This window comes from Saccharopolyspora sp. NPDC002578 (assembly GCF_053592695.1).
The window spans coordinates 52,839-72,748 of record NZ_JBSFWJ010000002.1; the positions used below are offsets into that span (position 1 = coordinate 52,839).

Sequence of the window (19,910 nt, forward strand, 5' to 3'; positions counted from 1 at the left end):
CCAACGGTGAACGCATGTCCGCCTACCACGAGCGTCCTCGGCCGGCCCGGTACGACGCGGCGCAGCCGACCGACTTCGACGCCGAGCACCCGCACGCCGTGGCCATGTTCCAGGACGCCGTGCGGCGGTTCCCGGATCGACCGCTGATCCACTACTTCGACGCGGCGCTCACCGCCGCCGAGCTCGACGGGCTCAGCGACGCGTTCGCCGTCGCGCTGCAGGACCGGGGCGTGGCGGCGGGCGAGCGGGTGGCGCTGTACCTGCAGAACGTGCCGCAGTTCGCCATCGCGCTGCTCGGGGCGTGGAAGGCGGGCTGCGTCGCGGTGCCGATCAACCCGATGAACAAGCGCCGCGAACTCGCGCTGCTGCTGGCGGATTCCGGGGCGGCGGTGCTGGTGGCGTTGCGCGGGCTGCACGAGTCGGTCGCCGCCGGGGCGCTGGCGGAGACCGCCGTGACCTGGACGATCACCACCGCCGAGCGCGCCCACCAGACCCGCGACGACCCGCGTGTCCTGCCGGAACCGGACGTGGCCGTGCCCGCGGGCACCACCGACCTCGCCGCGCTGCTCGACGAGCACCGGGGCAGGCGGCCCGTTCCGGTGCCGCTCGCGCCCGAGGACGTCGCGGTGCTCACCTACACCTCCGGCACCACCGGGCCGCCCAAGGGCGCGATGAACACCCACCGCAACGTCGTGTTCGACGCGCGGGTGTGGCGGGACTGGGTCGGCCTCGGGCCGGACGACGTGATCCTCGGGGTGGCTCCGCTGTTCCACATCACCGGCCTGGTGGGGCATCTGGCGCTGGCACTGCTGACCCCGGCGGCGCTGGTGCTCACCCACCGCTTCGATCCCGGTGCCGTCGTCGACGCCGTGCGCGAGCACCGGCCCACGTTCACCGTCGGGGCGATCACCGTGTTCATCGCGCTGCTCAACACCGGTGCGACGCGCGACGACCTGACGAGCCTGCGCCGGATCTACTCGGGCGGTGCGCCGATCCCGCCGAGCACGGTGCTGGCCTTCGAGCGGCGCTTCGGGCAGCGGATCCACAACGTCTACGGGCTCACCGAGACGACATCGGCCGCGTTCGCCCAGCCGTGGGCGGTGGAAGCGCCGGTGGACGAGAGCTCGGGTGCGCTGTCGGTGGGCGTGCCGGTGTACTCCACTCGCGCGCGGATCATCGGCGAGGACGGCCGGGAGCTGCCGCCGGGCGAGGTCGGCGAGCTGGTGATCTCCGGCCCGCAGGTGGTCGCCGGCTACTGGGGCAAACCGGAGGAGACCGAGTCCGCGCTGCCCGGCGGCGAGCTGCGCACCGGCGACGTCGCCCGGATGGACGCGGACGGCTGGTTCTACCTGGTGGACCGCAAGAAGGACCAGATCAACGCGGGCGGGTTCAAGGTGTGGCCACGCGAAGTGGAGGACGTGCTCTACGAGCACCCCGCCGTCCGCGAGGCCGCCGTGATCGGCGTGCCCGACGCCTACCGGGGCGAAACCGTGCGGGCGTACGTGAGCCTGCGACCCGATCACGAGGCGGCGCCGGAGGAACTGGTCGAGTTCTGCCGCGCGCGGCTGGCCGCCTACAAGTACCCCAGGCAGGTCGAAGTCCTAACCGAACTCCCCAAGACGACCACCGGGAAGCTCCTGCGCCGGGAGCTCCGCGCCCGGCACGCGGACTGAGGCCCGGCTTTCACAGCCGCGCGCCGAGCGGGAAACCGACGTAGTTCTCCGCCAGCGAGGTGGCCGCCGCCGCCGAAGCGACGACGTGGTCGAGGTGGGAGCGCTGCAGGCGGCGGGCGAAGTCGTCGGACGCCGGGTCGGAGTGCAGCAGGGTGGTCATGAAGTACGAGAAGTGCTCGGCGCGCCACACCCGGCGCAACGCGGTGTCCGAATAGGACCCCAGCTGGCTGTCGTCGCCGTGGCCGAGCGCCGCGGTGAGCGCCTGCGCCAGCAGCGTCACGTCGGCCACGGCGAGGTTGAGCCCCTTCGCGCCGGTGGGCGGCACGATGTGCGCGGCATCCCCGGCCAGCAGCAACCGCCCGTACCGCAACGGTTCCGCGACGAAGCTGCGCATCGGGGTGATCGACTTGTCGGTGATCGGCCCGCGTTCCAGCCGCCAGTCCCCGTCGACCGCGAAGCGCAGGTCCAACTCGTCCCAGATCCGCTCGTCCGGCCAGTCCCGCACGTCGGTATCCGGCGGCACCTGCAGGTAGAGCCTGCTGACCTGCGGGTTGCGCATGCTGTGCAGGGCGAATCCGCGCTCGTGGCTCGCGTAGATCAGTTCGTCGGTGGACGGTGCGACGTCGGCGAGGATTCCTAGCCACGCGAAGGGATAGGTCCGCTCGTAGGTGCGGACGCGCTCCGCGGGGATCGCCTTGCGCGCGACTCCGTGGAAGCCGTCCGCGCCGACCACGTAGTCGGAGTCGAGCACGTGCTCGGCGCCGTCGTGGCGGTAGTGGACCCGCGGCTGGTCGGTGTCGGCCCCGCGCACTTCGGAGACCTCGGCGTCGAACAGCAGCGGCGCCCCGGAGTCGATCCGCAGCACCACCAGGTCGCGCACCACCTCGGTCTGCGCGTACACCATCACCCGGCGCCCGCCGGTGAGCGCGGCCATGTCGATGCGGTGCCCGGCGCCGCCGAAGCGCAGCTCGATCCCGTCGTGCACCAGGCCTTCGCGGTCCATCCGCTCGCCCGCGCCGCAGTCCCGCAGCACGTCGACGGTCCCCTGTTCGAGGATGCCGGCGCGCTGGCGGTGCTCGACGTGCTCGCGGGAGCGGGATTCCAGCACGACCGACTCGATCCCCTGGCGTTGCAGCAACCGCGCCAGCAGCAGGCCCGCCGGCCCCGCTCCGATGATGGCCACGCTGGTCCGCATCGAACGTCTCCTTCGGCCTCGCACCGGAATTGATCCGTGTACGGATGAATTGACTACACCGTCCACCGCGAAGACCGCGTTGTCAACGAATCAACCACTCCTTGCTCGATGCAGACATGATCCGTACACGGATCGGATCAGCGGTGGCGCACAATGGGCGGGTGGGCTCCATCGATCTCAGCACGCATCCCGGCCACCTGTTCCGGCGCGTCCAGCAGGTGCACACGATGCTGTGGGCGGCCGCCGTCTCCGACGACGTCACCCCGCCGCAGTTCGCGGTGCTCAACGGGCTCGCCGACGAAGGAGGGCTCGATCAGCGCACGCTCGCCGAACGCATCGCGCTGGACCGCTCCACCGCCGCCGACGTCATCGCCCGGCTGGTCCGCCGCGGACTCGTCGAACGAGCCAGGGACAGCGCCGACGGCAGGCGCAACGTGCTGCGGCTGACCGAATCCGGGCGCACCGCGCACACCGGTCTGGTGCGGCGCACCGAGCGGATGATCGAAATCCTGCTGACGCCGCTGGACGGCGCGGAACGCGAACAGCTGCTCGGCCTGCTCGGACGGGTCGCGCGAGCCGGGGAGCGGATTCGCGACCCCCGGTCCGAGGTCGCCTCAGAAACCTGAGTCCGCGGGCGTTTCGGTGCCGTGCAACCAGGTCTCGAACAAGCCCTCCAGCGGCCGCGCCGCGCACTGCTCGGCCAGCGCGGTGAACTCGGCGGTGGACACCGTGGCATGCCGGTGCTCGGCCACCCAGCGCCGCAGCAGGCCGAAGAACGCGTCGTCGCCGAGTTCGCCGCGCAACGCGTGCAACACCAACGCCCCGCGCTTGTACACGCCCTCGTCGAACATCCGCGCCACCCCCGGATCGGCGACCCGCAGACCGGGCTCGGCGGCGCGCATCCGCGCGTGCCACTCGCGGGCGTGCTCGGCCGCGGTGCCCTCGCCGACGGCCTCCGACCACAACCACTCCGCGTAGGTCGCGAACCCCTCGTTGAGCCAGATGTCGCGCCAGTCGCCGAGGGTCAGACTGTTGCCGAACCACTGGTGGGCCAGCTCGTGCACCACCAGCCGCTCGTGGGTGCGGTGCCCGTCGAGCAGGTTGCGGCCGAACACCGACAGGCCTTGGGCCTCGATCGGCTCCTCCAGGTCATCGTCGGTGATCACGACGACGTACTCCGCGAACGGGTACGGGCCGAACAGCTCGCCGAGCACCCGCATGATCTCGCCGTGGCGTCCGAACGTCTCCCGGAACACCGGCAGCAGGTGCGCGGGCACCGCCGCCCGCTGCGGCACCGGACCGGCCGCGAGCTCGACCTCCTCGTAGCGCCCGGTGTGCACGCCCATCAGGTACGTCGGCGTGGGCTCGGCCCGCTCGTAGACCCACCGGGTGGAGCCCGCGCCGCTGGTGCGCCGCGACAGCAGATCACCCGTGACCAGCACGGTGAACCCCGCGTCCGCGGTCACCGACACCCGGTAGGCCGCCTTGTCCGACGGGTGGTCGTTGCAGGGGAACCAGGACGGGGCGCCGATCGGCTGGCTCGCCACCAGAGAGCCCTCGGTCAGCTCGTCCCAGCCGATGTCGCCCCACTGCCCGCGCACCGGGCGCGGATTGCCCGCGTACCGGACCCGCACCTCGAACCGGGCGCCGTCGGCGATCGCCCGCCGGGGCCGGACGCGCAGCTTGCCCGCGCGGTGGCCGAACTTCGCGGGCTCGCCGTCGACGAGCACCCGGCGCACCCGCAGGTCCGCGAAGTCCAGGCTCAGCGCCGACAACGCCTGGGTCGCCACCGCCGAGACCGTCACGTCCCCGGACAGCCGGTTCGGGCCGACGCGGTAGTCCAGGTCCAGGTCGTAGTGCTCGACGCGGTAGCCGCCGTTGCCGTGCGCGGGCAGGTACGAGTCGGTGGAGCGGTCCGCTCCCGCAGCGGCCGTCATGAGCGCCGCTTCCCGCCACGCCAGGCGGAGATCGGGTTGCCGCGCCAGCGGGAGTCCGCGGGCACCGCGTCCCCGCGGGTGATCAGCGAGCCGGGGCCGACCGTCGTGCGCGCGCCGATGCTCGCGCCGGGCAGCACGATCCCGTGCGGGCCGAGCGTCGCACCCTCGTCCAGCACCACCTCGTCCATGCTCATGATCCGATCATGGAACAGGTGGGTCTGCACCACGCAACCCCGGTTCACCGTCGCCCCGGCGCCGAGGCGCACCAGGTCCGACTCCGGCAGCCAGTAGGTCTCGACCCACGCGCCGCGGCCGATGCGCGCGCCCATCGTGCGCAGCCACGTCGTCAGCAGCGGCGTGCCCGTCGCGGCACCCGCCAGCCACGGCACCGCCAGCACCTCGACGAAGGTGTCGGCCAGTTCGCCGCGCCACACGAAGGAACTCCACAGCGGCTGCTGGCGCACCCGGAACCGGCCCACCAGCACCCACTTCGCCAGCGTCGTCACCGCGCACGCCAGCACGCCCGCCGCCAGCAGCACGATCCCGGACAGCGCCGCCGCGACCCACGGCCCGGCCGCGGCCCACAGCCACGCGAGCGCGCCGAGCGCGAGCACCGCCAGCGCCGCCGAGGCCATCACCGGCACGATCCGGCACAGCTCCACCAGCGCCCGCGCGAACACCAGCCGCAGCGGCGGGTCGAAGGTGCGCTCCGCGTCCGAACGCACCTTCGCGCGCCGCAGCGGCATCGGCGGCATGCCCAGGTACGACGAGCCCTTCTTCGCCTTGCGCGGCGTGGACGAGAGCACCCCGACCAGGCCGCGCTTGGGCACCGAACGGCCCGGCGCGGTCATCCCGGAGTTGCCGAGGAACGCCTCCTTGCCGATGCGGGCCGGGGCCACGTGCAACCAGCCGTTGCCCAGCTCGTAGGTCGCCACCATGGTGTCGTCGGCGAGGAACGCCCCGTCGGCGACCTTCGTCATCTTCGGCAGCGCCAGCACCGTGGAGATCTCCGCGCCCCGGCCGACCTTCGCGCCCAGCAGCCGCAACCACATCGGCGTGAACACGCTGGCGTACAGCGGGAACAGCGCGGTGCGGGCCATGCCCATCAGGCGTTCCGTCGTCCACACCTGCCAGGCGATGCGCCCGTGCACCGGGTGGTGGCCTTCGCGCAGACCGATTCCCAGCGCCCGCACCGCGATCAGCACCAGCAGCGCGTAGGCGCCGAAGTACGCGGCCGTCGCCGCGGGAACCGCCGCGAGCGCCGCTCCCAGCGCGGCTCGCGGCGTCGGCGTGCCCGCCAGCGCGGCGGCGACGATCAGCAGCGCGGGCACCGCCGCCACCACCGGTACCGCCGCGAACAGCGCCGAGGTGACGCCGTACACCGCGCTCCACGTGCGGGAGCGCGGCGGGCGGTGCGCGGGCCACTCCGCCGGGCCGCTCGCGGAACGCGCCGCGGGCGAGCCCGCCCAGCGCTGGTGCGCCGGGATCACGCCGTGGACGGTGGAGCCCGCCGCGGCCTCCGCGCCCTTGCCCACCCGCGAGTCCGGCAGCAGCATGCTCCGCGCGCCCACCCGGGCGCCCGCCCCGATCCGGATTCGTCCGATGTGGACGGTTTCGCCGTCCACCCAGTGCCCGGACAGGTCCACTTCGGGCTCGATCGCCGCGCCACGACCCACCTTGAGCAGCCCCGTCACCGGCGGCGGCGAATGCAGGTCGACGTCCTCGCCGATCTTCGCGCCCAGCGCCTTCGCGTAGTGCGTCGTCCAGAACGCCCCGGAGACCGAGCTCGCGCCGCACCGCTGGTCCCACTGCTGGGCCGCCCACAACCGCAGGTGCACGCCCCCGCCCCGGGGGTAGCGGCCCGGCCGGACCCGGTGCAGCAGCATCCTGATGCCGCCCGCGGCGAGCGCGATCCGCCCCAGCGGGCTGAACAGCACCACCCACGCCGCGACCAGCGCCCACCAGGACGTCGACGGAGCCCACGCGAGGCCCGTCGCCGACAGGACGGTGCCGATCGCCGCCAGCACCGCCGTCCACCGCAGCCCGGTGAGCGTGCACAGCGGGACCATCAGCAGCAGCTGGCACCAGCCCGTCCGCCGCGGGACCGGGGCGACGTCGGCGCGGGCGGTGGTCACCGCGTCCAACTCGTCCAGCTCCGCGGCGAGCTCACCGAGCCGCGGGTGCTGGTAGAGGTCGGCGACCGAGACCTGCGGGTGCCGGGTGCGCAACCGCGTCACCAGCTGCGCCGCGGCGAGGCTGCCGCCGCCGAGCCGGAAGAAGTCGGCGTCCGGCCCGTCCGGGCGCATGCCGAGGATCTCCGCCCATTCCTCGACCAGCCACGACTCGGTCTCCGAGAGCCCGTCGACCGGCGGCTGCTCCCGCTGCGGCAGCGGCCAGGGAAGCGCCGCGCGGTCCACCTTCCCCGAGGTGCGCGTCGGCAACGCGTCCACCACCGCGGGCAGCGGGACCAGCGACGCGGGCAGCACCTCCCGCAACCTGCGCACGGCGTCGTCGGTGTCGAACTCCGCGGCGTCCTCGGCGACGAGGTAGCCGACGAGCAGCTCACCGCCCGCCTTCGTGCGGCGCACCGCCGCCGCCGCGCCCGACACGCCCGGCAGTGCCTGCAGCGCGGCGTCGACCTCACCGAGCTCGATGCGCCTGCCGCCGAGCTTGATCTGCTCGTCGGCGCGACCGACGAACACGAGTCCCTCCGGGTCGGCCCGCACCAGGTCCCCGCTGCGGTAGGCCCGCGGCCAGCCCAGCGACGGCGACGGCGCGAACTTCTCCGCGTCCTTGGCCGGATCGAGGTAGCGGGCCAACCCGGCACCGCCGATCACCAGCTCGCCCTGCGCGCCCGGCGCCACCGGCATCCCGCGCTCGTCGACCACCGCGAGCCGCCAGCCCGCCAGCGGCAGCCCGATCCGCACCGGACCCCGCCCGTCCAGCCGTGCCGCGCAGGCCACCACCGTCGCCTCGGTCGGGCCGTAGGTGTTCCACACCTCGCGACCGTCGCCGACGAGCCGCTCCGCCAGCTCCGGAGGGCAGGCCTCGCCGCCGAAGATGAGCAGCCGCACCCCGGCCAGCGCCTCCGCCGGCCACAGCGCGGCCAGCGTCGGCACCGTGGAGACCACGCTGATCGACCGTCGCACCAGCCACGGCCCCAGGTCCGCGCCCGCCCGCACCAGGGAACGCGGCGCGGGCACCAGGCAGGCGCCGTGCCGCCAGGCCAGCCACATCTCCTCGCACGACGCGTCGAACGCGACCGACAGGCCCGCGAGCACCCGGTCGCCGGGCCCGATCGGCGCGTCCGGCAGGAACAGCCGCGCCTCGGCGTCCACGAACGCCGCGGCCGAGCGGTGCCGCACCGCCACGCCCTTCGGGGTGCCGGTGGATCCGGAGGTGAAGATGATCCACGCGTCGTCGTCCGGCTCCGGTGCACCGGTCCGGCCCGTCGGGGCACCGCGCTCGACCGGTTCGCCGCCGGTGAGCACCGCGCACACCTCGGCCTCGCCGAACACCAGCTCCGCGCGCTCCGGCGGATCGTCGGCGTCGACGGGCACGTAGGCCGCGCCCGCCGCCAGCACCGCGAGGATGCCCAGGTACAGCTCGGACGTGCCGGACTCGACCCTGATCCCGACCCGGTCGCCGCGGCCGATGCCCGCCGTGGTGAACCGCCGCGCATCGGACTCGACGCGATCGGCCAGCTCCCGGTAGGTGAACGTCTCGACGCCGGTGTCCAGGGCGGGCGCGTCCGGGTGCACACGAACGGTGGCCGCGAGCACGTCCAGCAGGGTGCGCTCCGGGGCGGCCGGGCCCGCGTCGAACAGCGCGGTCGCGGGCGGCTCCGGCACGGCCAGCGCGGTGCGCGCGAGCGCGGCGGCGGCCGCGGTCGAACCGGGCGAGTGCGGTTGTGCCAGCAGGTCGAAGACGGGGAAGGCGGAGCCGGGCGACTCGGTGCCGCCCCGGTTCATCGACAGCGTCACCGGACGGCCCTTCCGCCGGGAACACCGGAATCCGGAAGTCGATCACCGCTGACGCTCATGCCGCACCTTTTCCAGTCGATGCCCGCGGATCCGACCCATCCGCGAGAGACAGAACGATCACATTACCCCTGGTGAACGGGATGGCCGGCATTCGACCGGGGATTCGTGTCCGGCCTCACCGAGCCTCCAACGGGCTCCGGTCAAGACCTCACGCCCGGTCCTACCCGTGCAGGTGACCACGAGCCCGGGACTTCACCCGATGCGCGGGGACTCGGCCGAACGCCGACCACGCACCGCCCGAAGTCCTCGGCGGAAACCGCCCGGCTCGACGACGCGCCCGCACGTTAAGGCGAACCTCCGAACCGGTTCAGCACCCAGCGTCCCCGCCACCGCGCGCGAATCGTTCCCGCACTCGGCGGCGCACCCGGACCGATCTCACCATGGAGCGGATCAACGCAGGTGGGGAGGTGTGATGGGACGTCGCGACCAGCTCGGCACGGGCACCGTTGCGCGCCCGGTGCTGGACGACGCGCTCGACACGGCCGCCCGGAACCGGGTGTGCCTGGTGATCGCGGCGGCCGGATGGGGCAAGACGACGGCCGTCAAGGAATGGGCCGCCACGGGCGTCACCACCGCCTGGTGGTCGCCCGAGAGCTCCGGTGACGACGCCGGACGGCTGCTCACCCACCTCGTCGACGCCGCTCTCCCGCACCTGCCCGGCCCCGCCCCGGCCACCGAGCGCGGGGCGATCTGCGACTGGCTGCGCGACCTGCCCGCGGATCTGCACCTGGTGATCGACGATCTGCACGAGGCCGGTGAGCACGCGGTCTCGCTCATCGCCGACCTGTGCCGCACCGCGCCGCCCCGCCTGCGGCTGGTGCTGCTGTCGCGCCACGAACCTCCGTTCTCCCTGGAACGGCTGCGGGGGCAGGGCAAGGTCGGCGAGATCGACGCCGGACTGCTCGCCTTCGACACCGACGAGATCGCCGAACTGCTCGACGGCGCCCTCGGAGACGGCGACGTCGCGCTCGCCCACGAGCTCAGCGAACGCACCGGTGGCTGGCCCGCCGCGGTCTGCCGCGCCATCGAATCGCTGCGGACCGTGCCCGAACCCCGCCGCTCCGGGATGCCGACCGCCGACCGGTTCCACCCGTACCTCGCCGAGGAAGTCCTCGACCGCGAGCCGGAGCGCGCGCGGCACGCGCTGCACCGGCTGGCCGTGCTCGGCGACGTCACCTCCGAAGAACCCGGCGGCGTGTTCACCGACCTCGCCCGGCGCGGCCTGCTGCGGCCCTCCGGAACCGGGCGGTGGGCGCTGGTGCCCCCGCTGGCCGAGTTCCTCGCGGAACCGCGCACGGTGACCCCCGAGATCCGCACTTCGCTGCACCGCCAGGCCGCCGAGGAGGACCACCGGGCCGGTCGGCACGAGCGCGCGCTGCGCCACCTCGTCGCCGCGCGCGACACCGAGCGCTGCGCCGCGCTGCTCACCGACGTCGGCGGCAGGCTGCTCGACGACGGGCACGTGGACGTGGTCCTCGACGCCGCGGCGTTGCTCGGCGACTCGGCAGGAGAGGCGATCGCGCTCCTCGTCGGCCAGGCGCACCGGCTGCGGGGCCGCTGGCCGGAGGCCGCCGCGAGCTGGCGGCGGGCGGGCTCACCGGCCGATCCCGCGCTGGCGTGGCGGATCGCCGCCGCCGCGCTGGCCAGGGCCGAACCCGCCGAAGCGCTCGACGCCTGCTCCGCCGCGCACGGCACCGGAACCACGTCCGACGAGGCCCGGCTGTCCGCGATCGCCGCGCTGGCCCACCGCCTCACCGGCGACGTCGCACGCGGCCGGGAGGCCGCCACCCGGGCCGAGGAGATCGCCGCACGCTGCACACCCGGATCAGCGGCGTCCACCGCCGCCCGCATCGCCCGCGCCGTGCTCGCCGCCGCCCGCGGCGACCAGCGCGAGGCGCGCACCGCCTGGTTCGACGCCGCGGAGAACGCCCCGGCGGTACCGCTCGGCAGGCTGCACGCGCTGCGCGCGCTGCACTGCACCGAAGCGGGCGAACCCGCCCCGGCCCTGGCGCACGCCGACGCGGCGCTGCGGATCGCGGAGAAGCACGGGGACCCGCTGCTGCGGGCGCACGCGCTGACCCAGCGCGGCACCGCCCTCGCCCGGCTCGGCCGGTTCGACGAGGCGACCGTCGCGATCGACGCCGCCTGCGACGGATTCGGCCGGTTCGGCACCGGCTACCTCGCCTGGCCGCTGTGCGTGCGCGGCGACGTGCACCGCCAGCGCGGCAGGCTCGAACGGGCCCGCTCCGCCTACGAGGAGGCGCTGGCACTGGCGGAACCCGCGCGGGACGTGCTCGGCACGAGCGCCGCGCTGATCGGGCTCGCCCGGATCCGCGCGGTCGACGACCCGGAGCAGGCGCGCGCGCTGGCCCAGCGCGCGGTCGACCTCGGCGAGCACCTGCACGAGGTGCGCGCCCTGCTCACCCGCGGCTGGATCGCGTGGGAGGCCGGGGACCTCGAACCGGCGATCGCCGACGCCGCGCTCGCCGCCGAACAGGCCCGCTCCCGCGGCGACGAACCCGGCTTGGCGGAAGCGCTGGCGCTCACCGCCGTCACCTCCCCCGACCCGCTGGAGCACGGACCGGCGCTGGACGAGGCCGTGCAGATCTGGCGCGAAGGCGGTTTCGCCGTCGAAGAGGCGCAGGCCGTGCTGCTGCGCCACCGGCTGGGCCCCGTGCGCGACGGTGCCGGAGCGGTCGCGGACCTCGCCGAACGCACCCTGCGCGAGCACGGCGCGACACCCGACTCCCGGACGGCCGCCGGCCCGCTCGCCGCGGTGGCGCGACTGGCCCCGCCGGTGGCGCTGCGCGCGCTGGGCGTGTTCCGGATCGAACACGCCGGGCTGCCGGTGCCGCGCGCGGCGTGGCAGTCCCGCAAAGCCCGCGAGCTGCTGAAGATCCTCGTCGCGAAGCGGCGCCCGCTGCGCCGCGAAGAGCTGATGGAACTGCTGTGGCCCGAAGTGGACCCGGTGCGGGCGGGCAACCGGCTCTCGGTGCTGCTCTCGACCGTGCGCGACGTGCTCTCAGGGCCCGGGCCGATGACCGGTTCGGTCCTGCTGACCAGCGAGACCGGCACCGTCGGCCTCGATCCGCGCTACGTCCGCGTGGACGTCGAAGCGTTCCTCGCCCAGGCCGACCGGGCGTTGCAGGCGCATCGCGACGAGCTGCCCTCGGCGACCGCGCAGCTGCTGGACGCGGAGGCCGCCTACACCGGCGACTTCCTGGAGGACGATCCGTACCAGGCCTGGGCGGACGCGCTGGCCGACGAGCTGCGCACCACGCACGTCGCCGTGCTGCGGGCGCTGACCCGGCGGCTGCGCGCCGAAGGCGACACCGACCGGGTCGCCCGGTTCGCCCTGCGGCTGTTGCGCGACGACTGCTACGACGAAGAAGCGCACCTCGACCTGGTGAGCACGTTGCTGCGCGCGGAGCGCTTCGGCGAGGCCCGCCGCCGCTACGAGCTCTACAGCAAGCGGATGCGCGAGATCTCCGTCGATCCGCGCCCGTTCCCCGGCATCCCCGGAAATCGGCGCCGCACTGACACCTCCGAGTGACGATCCTGCCCGTTACGGGTGACGCAGGCCCACCCTTAAGCAAACCCTAAACCGCCCTGAACAGCGGTTTTCTACTGTCGCGGAGTGCATTCCGCTTGCCCGAGGCGCGCATGAGCGCACCCGCCCCGATCCGGCCCGCCACCTTGGCCGTGGCCAGGTCGAACTTCGGCTTCTCCCCCGACGGCCGGGAGATCGCCTGCGTCCGCACCAGCGCCGAGGCGTCCACCTTGGAGCTGTGGTCCTTCGCGGCTCGCGGCGCCCGGCCGCACGTGCTGCGCAGCCGTCGCTTCGGCCAGATCCCCGGCAAGATCCGCCCCTCCGGGCCTGAACTGATCCACCACAGCAAGGCCGTCGATCCCTACGCGCAGGTGCTGCCGCTAGGCGACGGGCGGGTGCTGCTGCTGACCGAGCGCGGCGACCTCGCCGAGCTGGAACTGATCGCCCCGCCGGTGCCGCGCACCCACATCCTGGGCCAAGTGCGCGCGGCGGACGGCTACTTGCTGCCGAGCCCGTCGGCGGCGCAGCTGGGCTTCCTGGTCGCCCGCGAAGACCCGGAACAGACGGCCGTCTGGCGACTCACCGACGGCCCGCCCGGTGTCGAGCCACTCGTGCGGCTGCCAGGAGCCGCCTCTGGGGGTGTGTGGCTCGACACCGACGCGGATCTGCTCGCGCTGAACCTGTCGCGGCCCGGGCACGCGGTCGAAGGGGTGCTCGCCGACCTGCGGCGCGGATCGTGGCAGCCGCTGTTCTCGCTGTCGCCCGGCAGCGACGACCGGATCCTGCTGCACCACCAGCGCTCCAAGCTGCTGCTGGTGCGCTCCACCTCCACCGGCGCGGACCGGGTCGGGTGGGTGCTGCTGGACGGGGCGGGCAGCGTGCGGTTCCCGGACCGGCTGTGCCCGACGCACATCCCGCTGACCGTGGACGACGGCGGCCAGCGGGTGCTGCTGCGGCGGGAATCGGGCGCGTTGTCGGCGCTGGACCTCTACTCCCCGCGCGATGACAAGCTCACCGCGCTCACCCTGCCGCCCGGCCGCACCGGAGATCAGGCGCACTTGAACGGACGCACGGTGCGGGTGCCGTTCTCCTCGCCCGCCCGGCCGTCGACGCTGGTGACGGTCTCGCCGAGCGGATCCTGCTCCGCGATCCCGGAGGAACCGGGCCCGGAGCAGCCGCCGTGGGCGTCGGCGGACCTGCTGCGGCTCGGCGGCGGCATCGAGGCCATCGTCTACGGCGGCGCGAAGTGGCGTTCCTGCGAGCACGTGGTGCTCGCGCTGCACCACACCGAAGGTGCGCTGTGGCGCTGGGAGTTCCACCCGCTGTTCCAGGACCTGGCGGCGGTGGGCGTGGCCGTCATCGCGCCGAACCACCGCGCCGAGGACGGCAAGTGGGGCGGGCCGGACCTGGCCGGGGTGATCTCGCTCGGGCACCACCTGCGTTCGCAGCGGCCCGGACTGCCCGGTCCGATCCTGCTCGGCGGCGGCCACGGCGGCCGGCTCGCGCTGCAGGCCGCGGGCAGCACGCCGGGGCTGTGGTCGGCGTGCGTCGCGCTGGCGCCGCTGCTCACCGACGACGACGAACTGGCGCGGGGCATGGAGGCGAACACCGCGCCGGTGCTGCTGGTGCACGGCACCGGCGACGAGACGGTGCCGGTCGGCCGGGCGCGGACGTTGCGCCGGCGGCTCGCCGGGCCGTCCGTCGCGGGCCCCGCCTTCCGGTACTTCGAGGTCGACGCCGGGCACGACGCCGTGGCCGCGGTGGACCGGGGAACGCTGCGGGAGAAGGTCGTCGCGTTCTGCCGCAGCGGACTGGCACCCTCACCCGGAGTGCGCTGATCGTCGTCGGGCACACTGATCCGCGATGAGCTCAACGGTTCTGGTCCTCGGCGGCCGCAGCGAGATCGGTGTCGAACTGGCCGCCCGCCTGGTCGGCGACGGCGCCCGCACGGTGGTCCTGGCCGCCCGGCGCAGCAACGACCTCGACCAGCAGGAAGCACTGCTGCGCGAAGCCGGAGCCGCCGAGGTCGAGCGGGTGGAGTTCGACGCCGACGACCTCGGCACGCACCGGACGCTGCTCGACGACCTCACCGCCCGGCACGGGACGTTGGACGACGTGATCGTCTCCTTCGGCATCCTCGGTGATCAGGAACGCGCCGAGCACGACGCCGAGCACGCGGTGTCGATCGTGCACACCGACTACGTCGCGCACGTCTCGGTGCTCACGCACCTCGCGACCGTGCTGCGCGCGCAAGGCGCCGGGCGGCTGGTGGTGTTCTCCTCGGTGGCCGGGGTGCGGGTGCGGCGGGCGAACTACGTCTACGGGTCGGCGAAGGCCGGGCTCGACGGGTTCGCGGCGGGGCTCGCGGACGCGCTCGCCGGCAGCGGGGTGAGCCTGCTGGTGGTGCGGCCGGGCTTCGTCGTCGGACGGATGACCGAGGGCATGTCCCCCGCCCCGTTCTCCAGCACCCCCGGTCAGGTCGCCGATGCCGCGGTGCGGGCGCTGCGCCGGGGCCGCGTCGAGGTGTGGGTGCCGTTCGCGCTGCGGGTGCTGTTCGGGGTGCTGCGGTACGTGCCGCGCCCGATCTGGCGCCGGATGCCGCGCTAGGAATCGGGCACCGGGGGCGAAAACGCGCCACTGGACGGATACCGCCGTTCTCGCCACACTGGGAGCTCAGGTTTCGGGGCCTGAGGTCGCAGGGCGTCCAACCTCCGAGGGCGGTCGCCCTCCGGGGAGTTCGACCCGGCTCGGGCCCGCCCCCTACCGGCGTCCAGGTGTTGGAGTGAAGGTGCCCTCATGACGACCGATCGCAACGTTCTCGGTGGCGAACTGGAGCCTTGCGGCACCGAACCGCTCACCGGTTTCTACCGCGACGGCTGCTGCTCGACCGGACCGGAGGACGTCGGCGAGCACACGGTGTGCGCCGTGGTCTCCACCGAATTCCTCGTGCAGCAACAGGAGACGGGCAACGATCTGGTGACGCCCCGCCCGGAGTACGGCTTCGCGGGCCTGCAGCCCGGTGATCGCTGGTGCGTGTGCGCTTCTCGCTGGCTGGAGGCCTATTCGGCGGGGGCGGCTCCGCCGGTGCTGCTGGCCGCCACCCACGCGAAGGCGATCGAGGTGGTCCCGCTGAGCGCACTGCAGGAGCACGCCGTGGACGTGCCCGCAGATCCGAGCACGCTGACCTGATCGCCTGTCTTCGATCTCGGCTTGAGCAGCGGGCCGGGTAGCGCAACCTCAGCGACTTCCTCGCTGCGGGATCGATTTCTCACGTAGCTCCGCCCGGGTACCGGCGAGGTCCGCGCGTACGCGTGCGATGATCCGGATCTCGCCGCCCACCCTCGTTGGGCCGGTCGCCCGACGCCGACACCGCCGGGTGAGGGAAACCCCTGCGAACATCGCCGGTGGCAGCGGAACGCGTTCCGCTCCTGTCGCCGGTCGATCAGACTGGGGCCGGTACGGCCGCGCCTTCGCGCGGGCACCGAAGCCCGCACCGGAGGGGCGGACTGCGCGCGGAACGAGAGCGGTTGATGTCAGCACCGGACTCCAGCACGACCGGGTCCCCCGGCTCGCCGAGCCTGTACGTCCAGGCCCAGGCGGGCAAAGCGGTGATCCGCAAGGTCGACGATCAGGACGAACGCGAACAGCGGTTCTTCGACACGGTCGCGCAACCGCCCGGTTCCGGTGTGGTGCTGGCCTCGGCGGCCGCGGTCACCGATCCGTCCTTCCTCGGTTCGCTGCACGAGGCCTTCCGCGGTGTGCTCGGCGGCGTGAACCGCGGGCCGCAGCCGCCGCAGGTGTGGGTCGCGGTGTCCGGTCTGCACCAGGCGGGTCCGCAGGGGTGGTCGCCCGCGCAGCGGCTGGCCGATGAGTTCCGCGTGGACGTGCTCGCTCCGGACGGGCCGCTGGCGCTGGTTCCGGGCGGGGCGATCTTCGCCGGTACCGGTGAGCACGCATGGCGGTTGTTCCGCACCGGCACCGTCGCGCAGCCCTTCGCGCTGCGGCTGCCGACGCCGCGCTGGGAGTCGGCGTTGCCGCGCGCGGCCAATTCGGTCTCCGGCCTGCTGGCCGAGCCGGTGCCCGCGGGCCTGCTGCTGCGGCCCGCGGAGAGCCCGCGCGCGCCCGACGCTGGCGTCGTCGTCCCGCAGTCCGGCCAGCGTCCTCGGGTGCTGCTGGCGCCGTCGGTCACTCCCGCGCAGGTCGCCGCCGCGGTCGGGCCGCTGCCGCCCGCGGTGCGCGGCAGCATGGAACTGATCCCGACCTCGGCGGACACCGCCGCGGCGGAGTGGATGCAGCAGCTGGCCCGGCTGCTCGGGCACGACGTGTTCGCCGCGACGGGCACGGTGCGCCGCGGCGAGGACGGGGTCGAACGCGCCGTCGCCCGCGCGGCCGACGGTGCGCAGTGGCAGCCGTTCCCGCTGCTGCTGCGGTATTCGGCCAGCGGTGCGCAGGTCGTCTCGGCCGCCGCCGCGCCGCGCGGCTGGGTGCCCGCAGGTCCGGCGCTGTACCGGTGGGGCGGCATGGCGCAGGCCAGTCCCGGACGGCCGGTGCCGGGTGAGCTGCAGGCGAAGGTGGTGCCTTCCGGCCTGGCCCTGGTCGAGGGGATGCAGGCCGGTGCGCCCGACCCCGCTGATCGGCTGGCCTTCGAACCCGACCGCATGACCCTGACGCTGGGCCGCCCGCACGTCGGACTGCCGCAGCAGGTTCCGCAGGTGCTGCACGCGCTGCTGGGCGGGTTGAGCCCGCAGCAGCGGGGCAGGTTGCGGCTGCTGGTGCTGGGTCTGACCGACGAGCCGCTGCGTGCCCAGCTGCGGACGGCCGCGGGCGAGCTCGCGCAGCGGCTGGAGTTCCCGACGCTGTCCGCCGCCGGTGGCGCCGTCGCCGCCGCGCCGCCCGGGGCCGCGCCCGCCGAGAACGCTCCGCAGCAGCCACCCTCCGACGGCGGCACGACGACGCCCGACGCGAGCACCCCGGCAGCGGACGCGGCGGCACCGGAACCGATCACCGCTCCCCCGCTCCCCGCGACGCGCCCGCGCACCGAGTCGCAAGGCCCGGCGCCGAACCTGCTCCGGCCCCGCCCGGTCGATCAGGAGACGGTGCGCGCGCCGGTGCTCGCCCCGCCGGACCGGCCCGCACCGGACGCTCCGGAGCAGCCGGCCAACGCCACGACCATGCGGATGCCGGTGGTGCCGAGCACCTCCCCGCAGGACGAGGGCAGCGCGCCTCCGGAGCCCGCCGCGACGCAGGACACCGTCATGCTGCGCATCGACGGAGACCAGGTCCGCGACGTGACGCCCGAGGCATCGGCCGAGCAGCCGCCCGCGCCGGTGCTGCGACTCGTCCCGGCGCCGCTGCCGGACGACCCGCTGCCCGCCGACCACCAGAGCACCGCGGAGGAACGCACCCGCTTCTCCCAGTGGGCGGGCGAGGCGTTCGACGATTCGCTGCCGTCCGTGAACACCGCGCTCGCGACCTTCCCGGCATTGCGCGAATCGGCGGGCGAGCCGGACTCCAAGGCGGACTTCGTGGCCGTGCACCTCTACATCGGGGGCGGGCCGTCGGGCGGGAACGCGATCAACCGGGCGTTGCGCGGTCCGGACGCCGCGGCGGTCCGGGACTACGCGGCCTGCCTGACCTCCGGGTTGCGCAGGTTGCCGGTGCACCGCGGCGCCTCGTTCCGCACCGCTCGGGTGCGCGACGGGCACTCTCCGCTGCCGGGCTACGAACCGGGCACGTTGCTCGACGAGCCCGCGTTCCTGAGCGGGACCTCCGCGAGCGACGTGACCGTGGAGGATCCGCACGTGGACGTGGTGATCTGGTCGCTGTCGGCGCGCCGCGTCGCCGCGATCGGCCAGGGCGCGCCGGACGAGGTGGTGTTCAGCGCGGCGACCCGGTTCAAGGTGCTCGCGGTGGATCGCCAGGACACCGAGCAGGACGGGAGCGGATCGGCCGCGCCGCCCGCGGTGCTGCTGCGCGAGCTGCGTCCCGGCGAGGCCCCGGCTCCCGGTGAGCTCACCGAGGCCGACGAGGCGGTGCTACCGAGGTTGCGCCGCGCGCTGCACCGCAGGCACGCGAATCCGCTGCGGGTGCTCACCGACGCCGACCACGTCGAGCGGTTCGGCGAACCGGTCGGCCTCGTACTGGGCGAGGTGCGCGGCGCCCCCGCGGCCTCCCGCGCGCCCACCGGCGCGGGCGCGGATCCGGTTGCGCCGCAACCGGTTTCGGCGGCCGCGCACTGACATCGATCGATGAGGCAGAACAGGACCATGCGAGCAAGCCGACCCGTCCTCGCCGCGCTGGGGGTGGCAGGGATGCTGCTGACCGCGGCCGCGCCCGCCGCCGCCGTGCCCGGCCCGCAGCTCCCCCGCACCCAGGCCACCGGCACCGACTGCCGCCCGCCGCCGGTGCGGACCGAGGTGGCGCGGCCGTGGGCGCAGCAGCTGATCGCGCCCGAACGCGCGTGGGAGCTGACCCGCGGGCAGGGCGTGCTCGTCGGCGTCATCGACTCCGGGGTGGACGCGTCGATCCCGCAGCTGGCCGGCGGCGTCCTCGTCGGGCACGACGTCTACTCCTCCGGCGGTGGGCCCGCGAACACCGACTGCCTCGGGCACGGCACGTTCGTGGCCGGGATCATCGCGGCGCGCCAGCAGCCCGGCGTCGGGTTCGCCGGGGTCGCCCCGGACGCGCAGGTGCTGCCGATCCGGGACACCCAGTCCACCGACGGCGGTTCCGCGCACACCATGGCCGAAGGCATCCGCACGGCGGTGAACTCGGGCGTGAAGGTCATCAACATCTCCGAGAGCACCTACTACGACGACCAGGAGCTGCGCGGCGCGATCGAATTCGCGCAGTCGCGGGACGTGCTGGTCGTGGCCGCGGTCGCCAACGGCGCCCAGGAGGGCAACCCGATCCCGTACCCGGCTTCGTACCCGGGCGTGCTGGCGGTCGGCGCGGTGGATTCCAGCGGCGCGCGGGCGAACTTCTCACAGACCGGTGACTTCGTCGCCCTCGTCGCCCCCGGCGTGGACGTGATGAGCCTCGGGCCGGGCGGCCCGGGGCATTGGCAGGACAGCGGCACGAGCTTCGCGACGCCGTTCGTCACCGGGACCGCGGCGCTGGTCCGCTCCTACCACCCGGAACTGACCGCGGAGCAGGTCAAGTACCGGTTGCAGGCGACGGCGACCCGGCCGGGCGTCACGGTCCCGGACCCGCAGATGGGCTGGGGCACGGTGAACCCGTACTCGGCGGTGACCGCGGTGCTGCCCGAGGAGGGCGGCGCCGCCGCGGGAGGCACTCCCGCCGGACGCGCGGCGCACCCGGACATCCCGGTGGACAACCCGGTGCCGATGCGGGTGGTGACGTTGAGCATCGCCGGGCTGGTGCTGGTGGTGATCGCCGCCGTGATCGGCACCCGGCTCGGCCCGGTCGGACATCAGCGGCGGTGGCGCAGGCGCCGGGTGGTGAAGGTGGTCGACGGACCGCAGGAGTCCGCGCCGGAGTGACCGTTCACCG

At 74.3% G+C, this 19,910-nt stretch carries 11 protein-coding genes; 8 read left to right on the top strand and 3 right to left on the bottom strand.

Annotation, left to right across the window (positions count from 1 at the left end; translation table 11 throughout):
- Positions 1 to 14: 14 nt before the first annotated feature.
- Entirely contained in the window at positions 15 to 1,673 is a 1,659-nt protein-coding gene (locus ACWD38_RS01885) for an AMP-binding protein (protein WP_450123115.1), read from the top strand.
- Between the two features lie 10 nt (positions 1,674 to 1,683).
- Here ACWD38_RS01885 and ACWD38_RS01890 read toward each other — a convergent pair whose 3' ends face one another.
- The gene (locus ACWD38_RS01890) at positions 1,684 to 2,868 is read right to left on the bottom strand and encodes a 4-hydroxybenzoate 3-monooxygenase (protein ID WP_450123116.1); all 1,185 of its coding nucleotides are present in this window, start codon (positions 2,866 to 2,868) and stop codon (positions 1,684 to 1,686) included.
- Between the two features lie 161 nt (positions 2,869 to 3,029).
- Between ACWD38_RS01890 and ACWD38_RS01895 the strand changes: the two genes are divergently transcribed.
- Positions 3,030 to 3,494, top strand: coding sequence for a MarR family transcriptional regulator (locus ACWD38_RS01895; RefSeq protein WP_184478900.1), 465 nt, complete (start codon positions 3,030 to 3,032; stop codon positions 3,492 to 3,494).
- Here the strand turns inward: ACWD38_RS01895 and ACWD38_RS01900 are convergent.
- Entirely contained in the window at positions 3,483 to 4,805 is a 1,323-nt protein-coding gene (locus ACWD38_RS01900) for a M1 family metallopeptidase (protein ID WP_184478899.1), read from the bottom strand. The genes ACWD38_RS01895 and ACWD38_RS01900 overlap by 12 nt on opposite strands.
- The gene (locus ACWD38_RS01905; protein WP_450123194.1) at positions 4,802 to 8,776 is read right to left on the bottom strand and encodes a Pls/PosA family non-ribosomal peptide synthetase; all 3,975 of its coding nucleotides are present in this window, start codon (positions 8,774 to 8,776) and stop codon (positions 4,802 to 4,804) included. The genes ACWD38_RS01900 and ACWD38_RS01905 overlap by 4 nt, the downstream gene beginning before the upstream one ends.
- A gap of 484 nt (positions 8,777 to 9,260) precedes the next feature.
- Between ACWD38_RS01905 and ACWD38_RS01910 the strand changes: the two genes are divergently transcribed.
- The 6 genes from ACWD38_RS01910 to mycP all read left to right on the top strand — a co-directional run bounded on the left by ACWD38_RS01910 (position 9,261) and on the right by mycP (position 19,900).
- Positions 9,261 to 12,401: a tetratricopeptide repeat protein gene (locus ACWD38_RS01910; RefSeq protein ID WP_184478898.1), complete on the top strand. Its 3,141-nt coding sequence runs from the start codon at positions 9,261 to 9,263 to the stop codon at positions 12,399 to 12,401.
- A gap of 110 nt (positions 12,402 to 12,511) precedes the next feature.
- Positions 12,512 to 14,236, top strand: a complete 1,725-nt coding sequence (locus ACWD38_RS01915) for an alpha/beta hydrolase family protein (RefSeq protein WP_450123117.1) — start codon at positions 12,512 to 12,514, stop codon at positions 14,234 to 14,236.
- A 25-nt stretch (positions 14,237 to 14,261) separates the two neighbouring features.
- Entirely contained in the window at positions 14,262 to 15,005 is a 744-nt protein-coding gene (locus ACWD38_RS01920) for an SDR family NAD(P)-dependent oxidoreductase (protein WP_450123118.1), read from the top strand.
- Positions 15,006 to 15,194: 189 nt separating this feature from the next.
- The gene (locus ACWD38_RS01925) at positions 15,195 to 15,587 is read left to right on the top strand and encodes a DUF2237 family protein (protein ID WP_184478895.1); all 393 of its coding nucleotides are present in this window, start codon (positions 15,195 to 15,197) and stop codon (positions 15,585 to 15,587) included.
- Between the two features lie 341 nt (positions 15,588 to 15,928).
- A complete protein-coding gene (locus ACWD38_RS01930) occupies positions 15,929 to 18,637 on the top strand; it encodes a hypothetical protein (RefSeq protein WP_450123119.1) in 2,709 nt (902 codons plus the stop codon).
- A 27-nt stretch (positions 18,638 to 18,664) separates the two neighbouring features.
- Positions 18,665 to 19,900, top strand: coding sequence for a type VII secretion-associated serine protease mycosin (gene mycP, locus ACWD38_RS01935; RefSeq protein ID WP_450123120.1), 1,236 nt, complete (start codon positions 18,665 to 18,667; stop codon positions 19,898 to 19,900).
- Positions 19,901 to 19,910 lie beyond the last annotated feature (10 nt).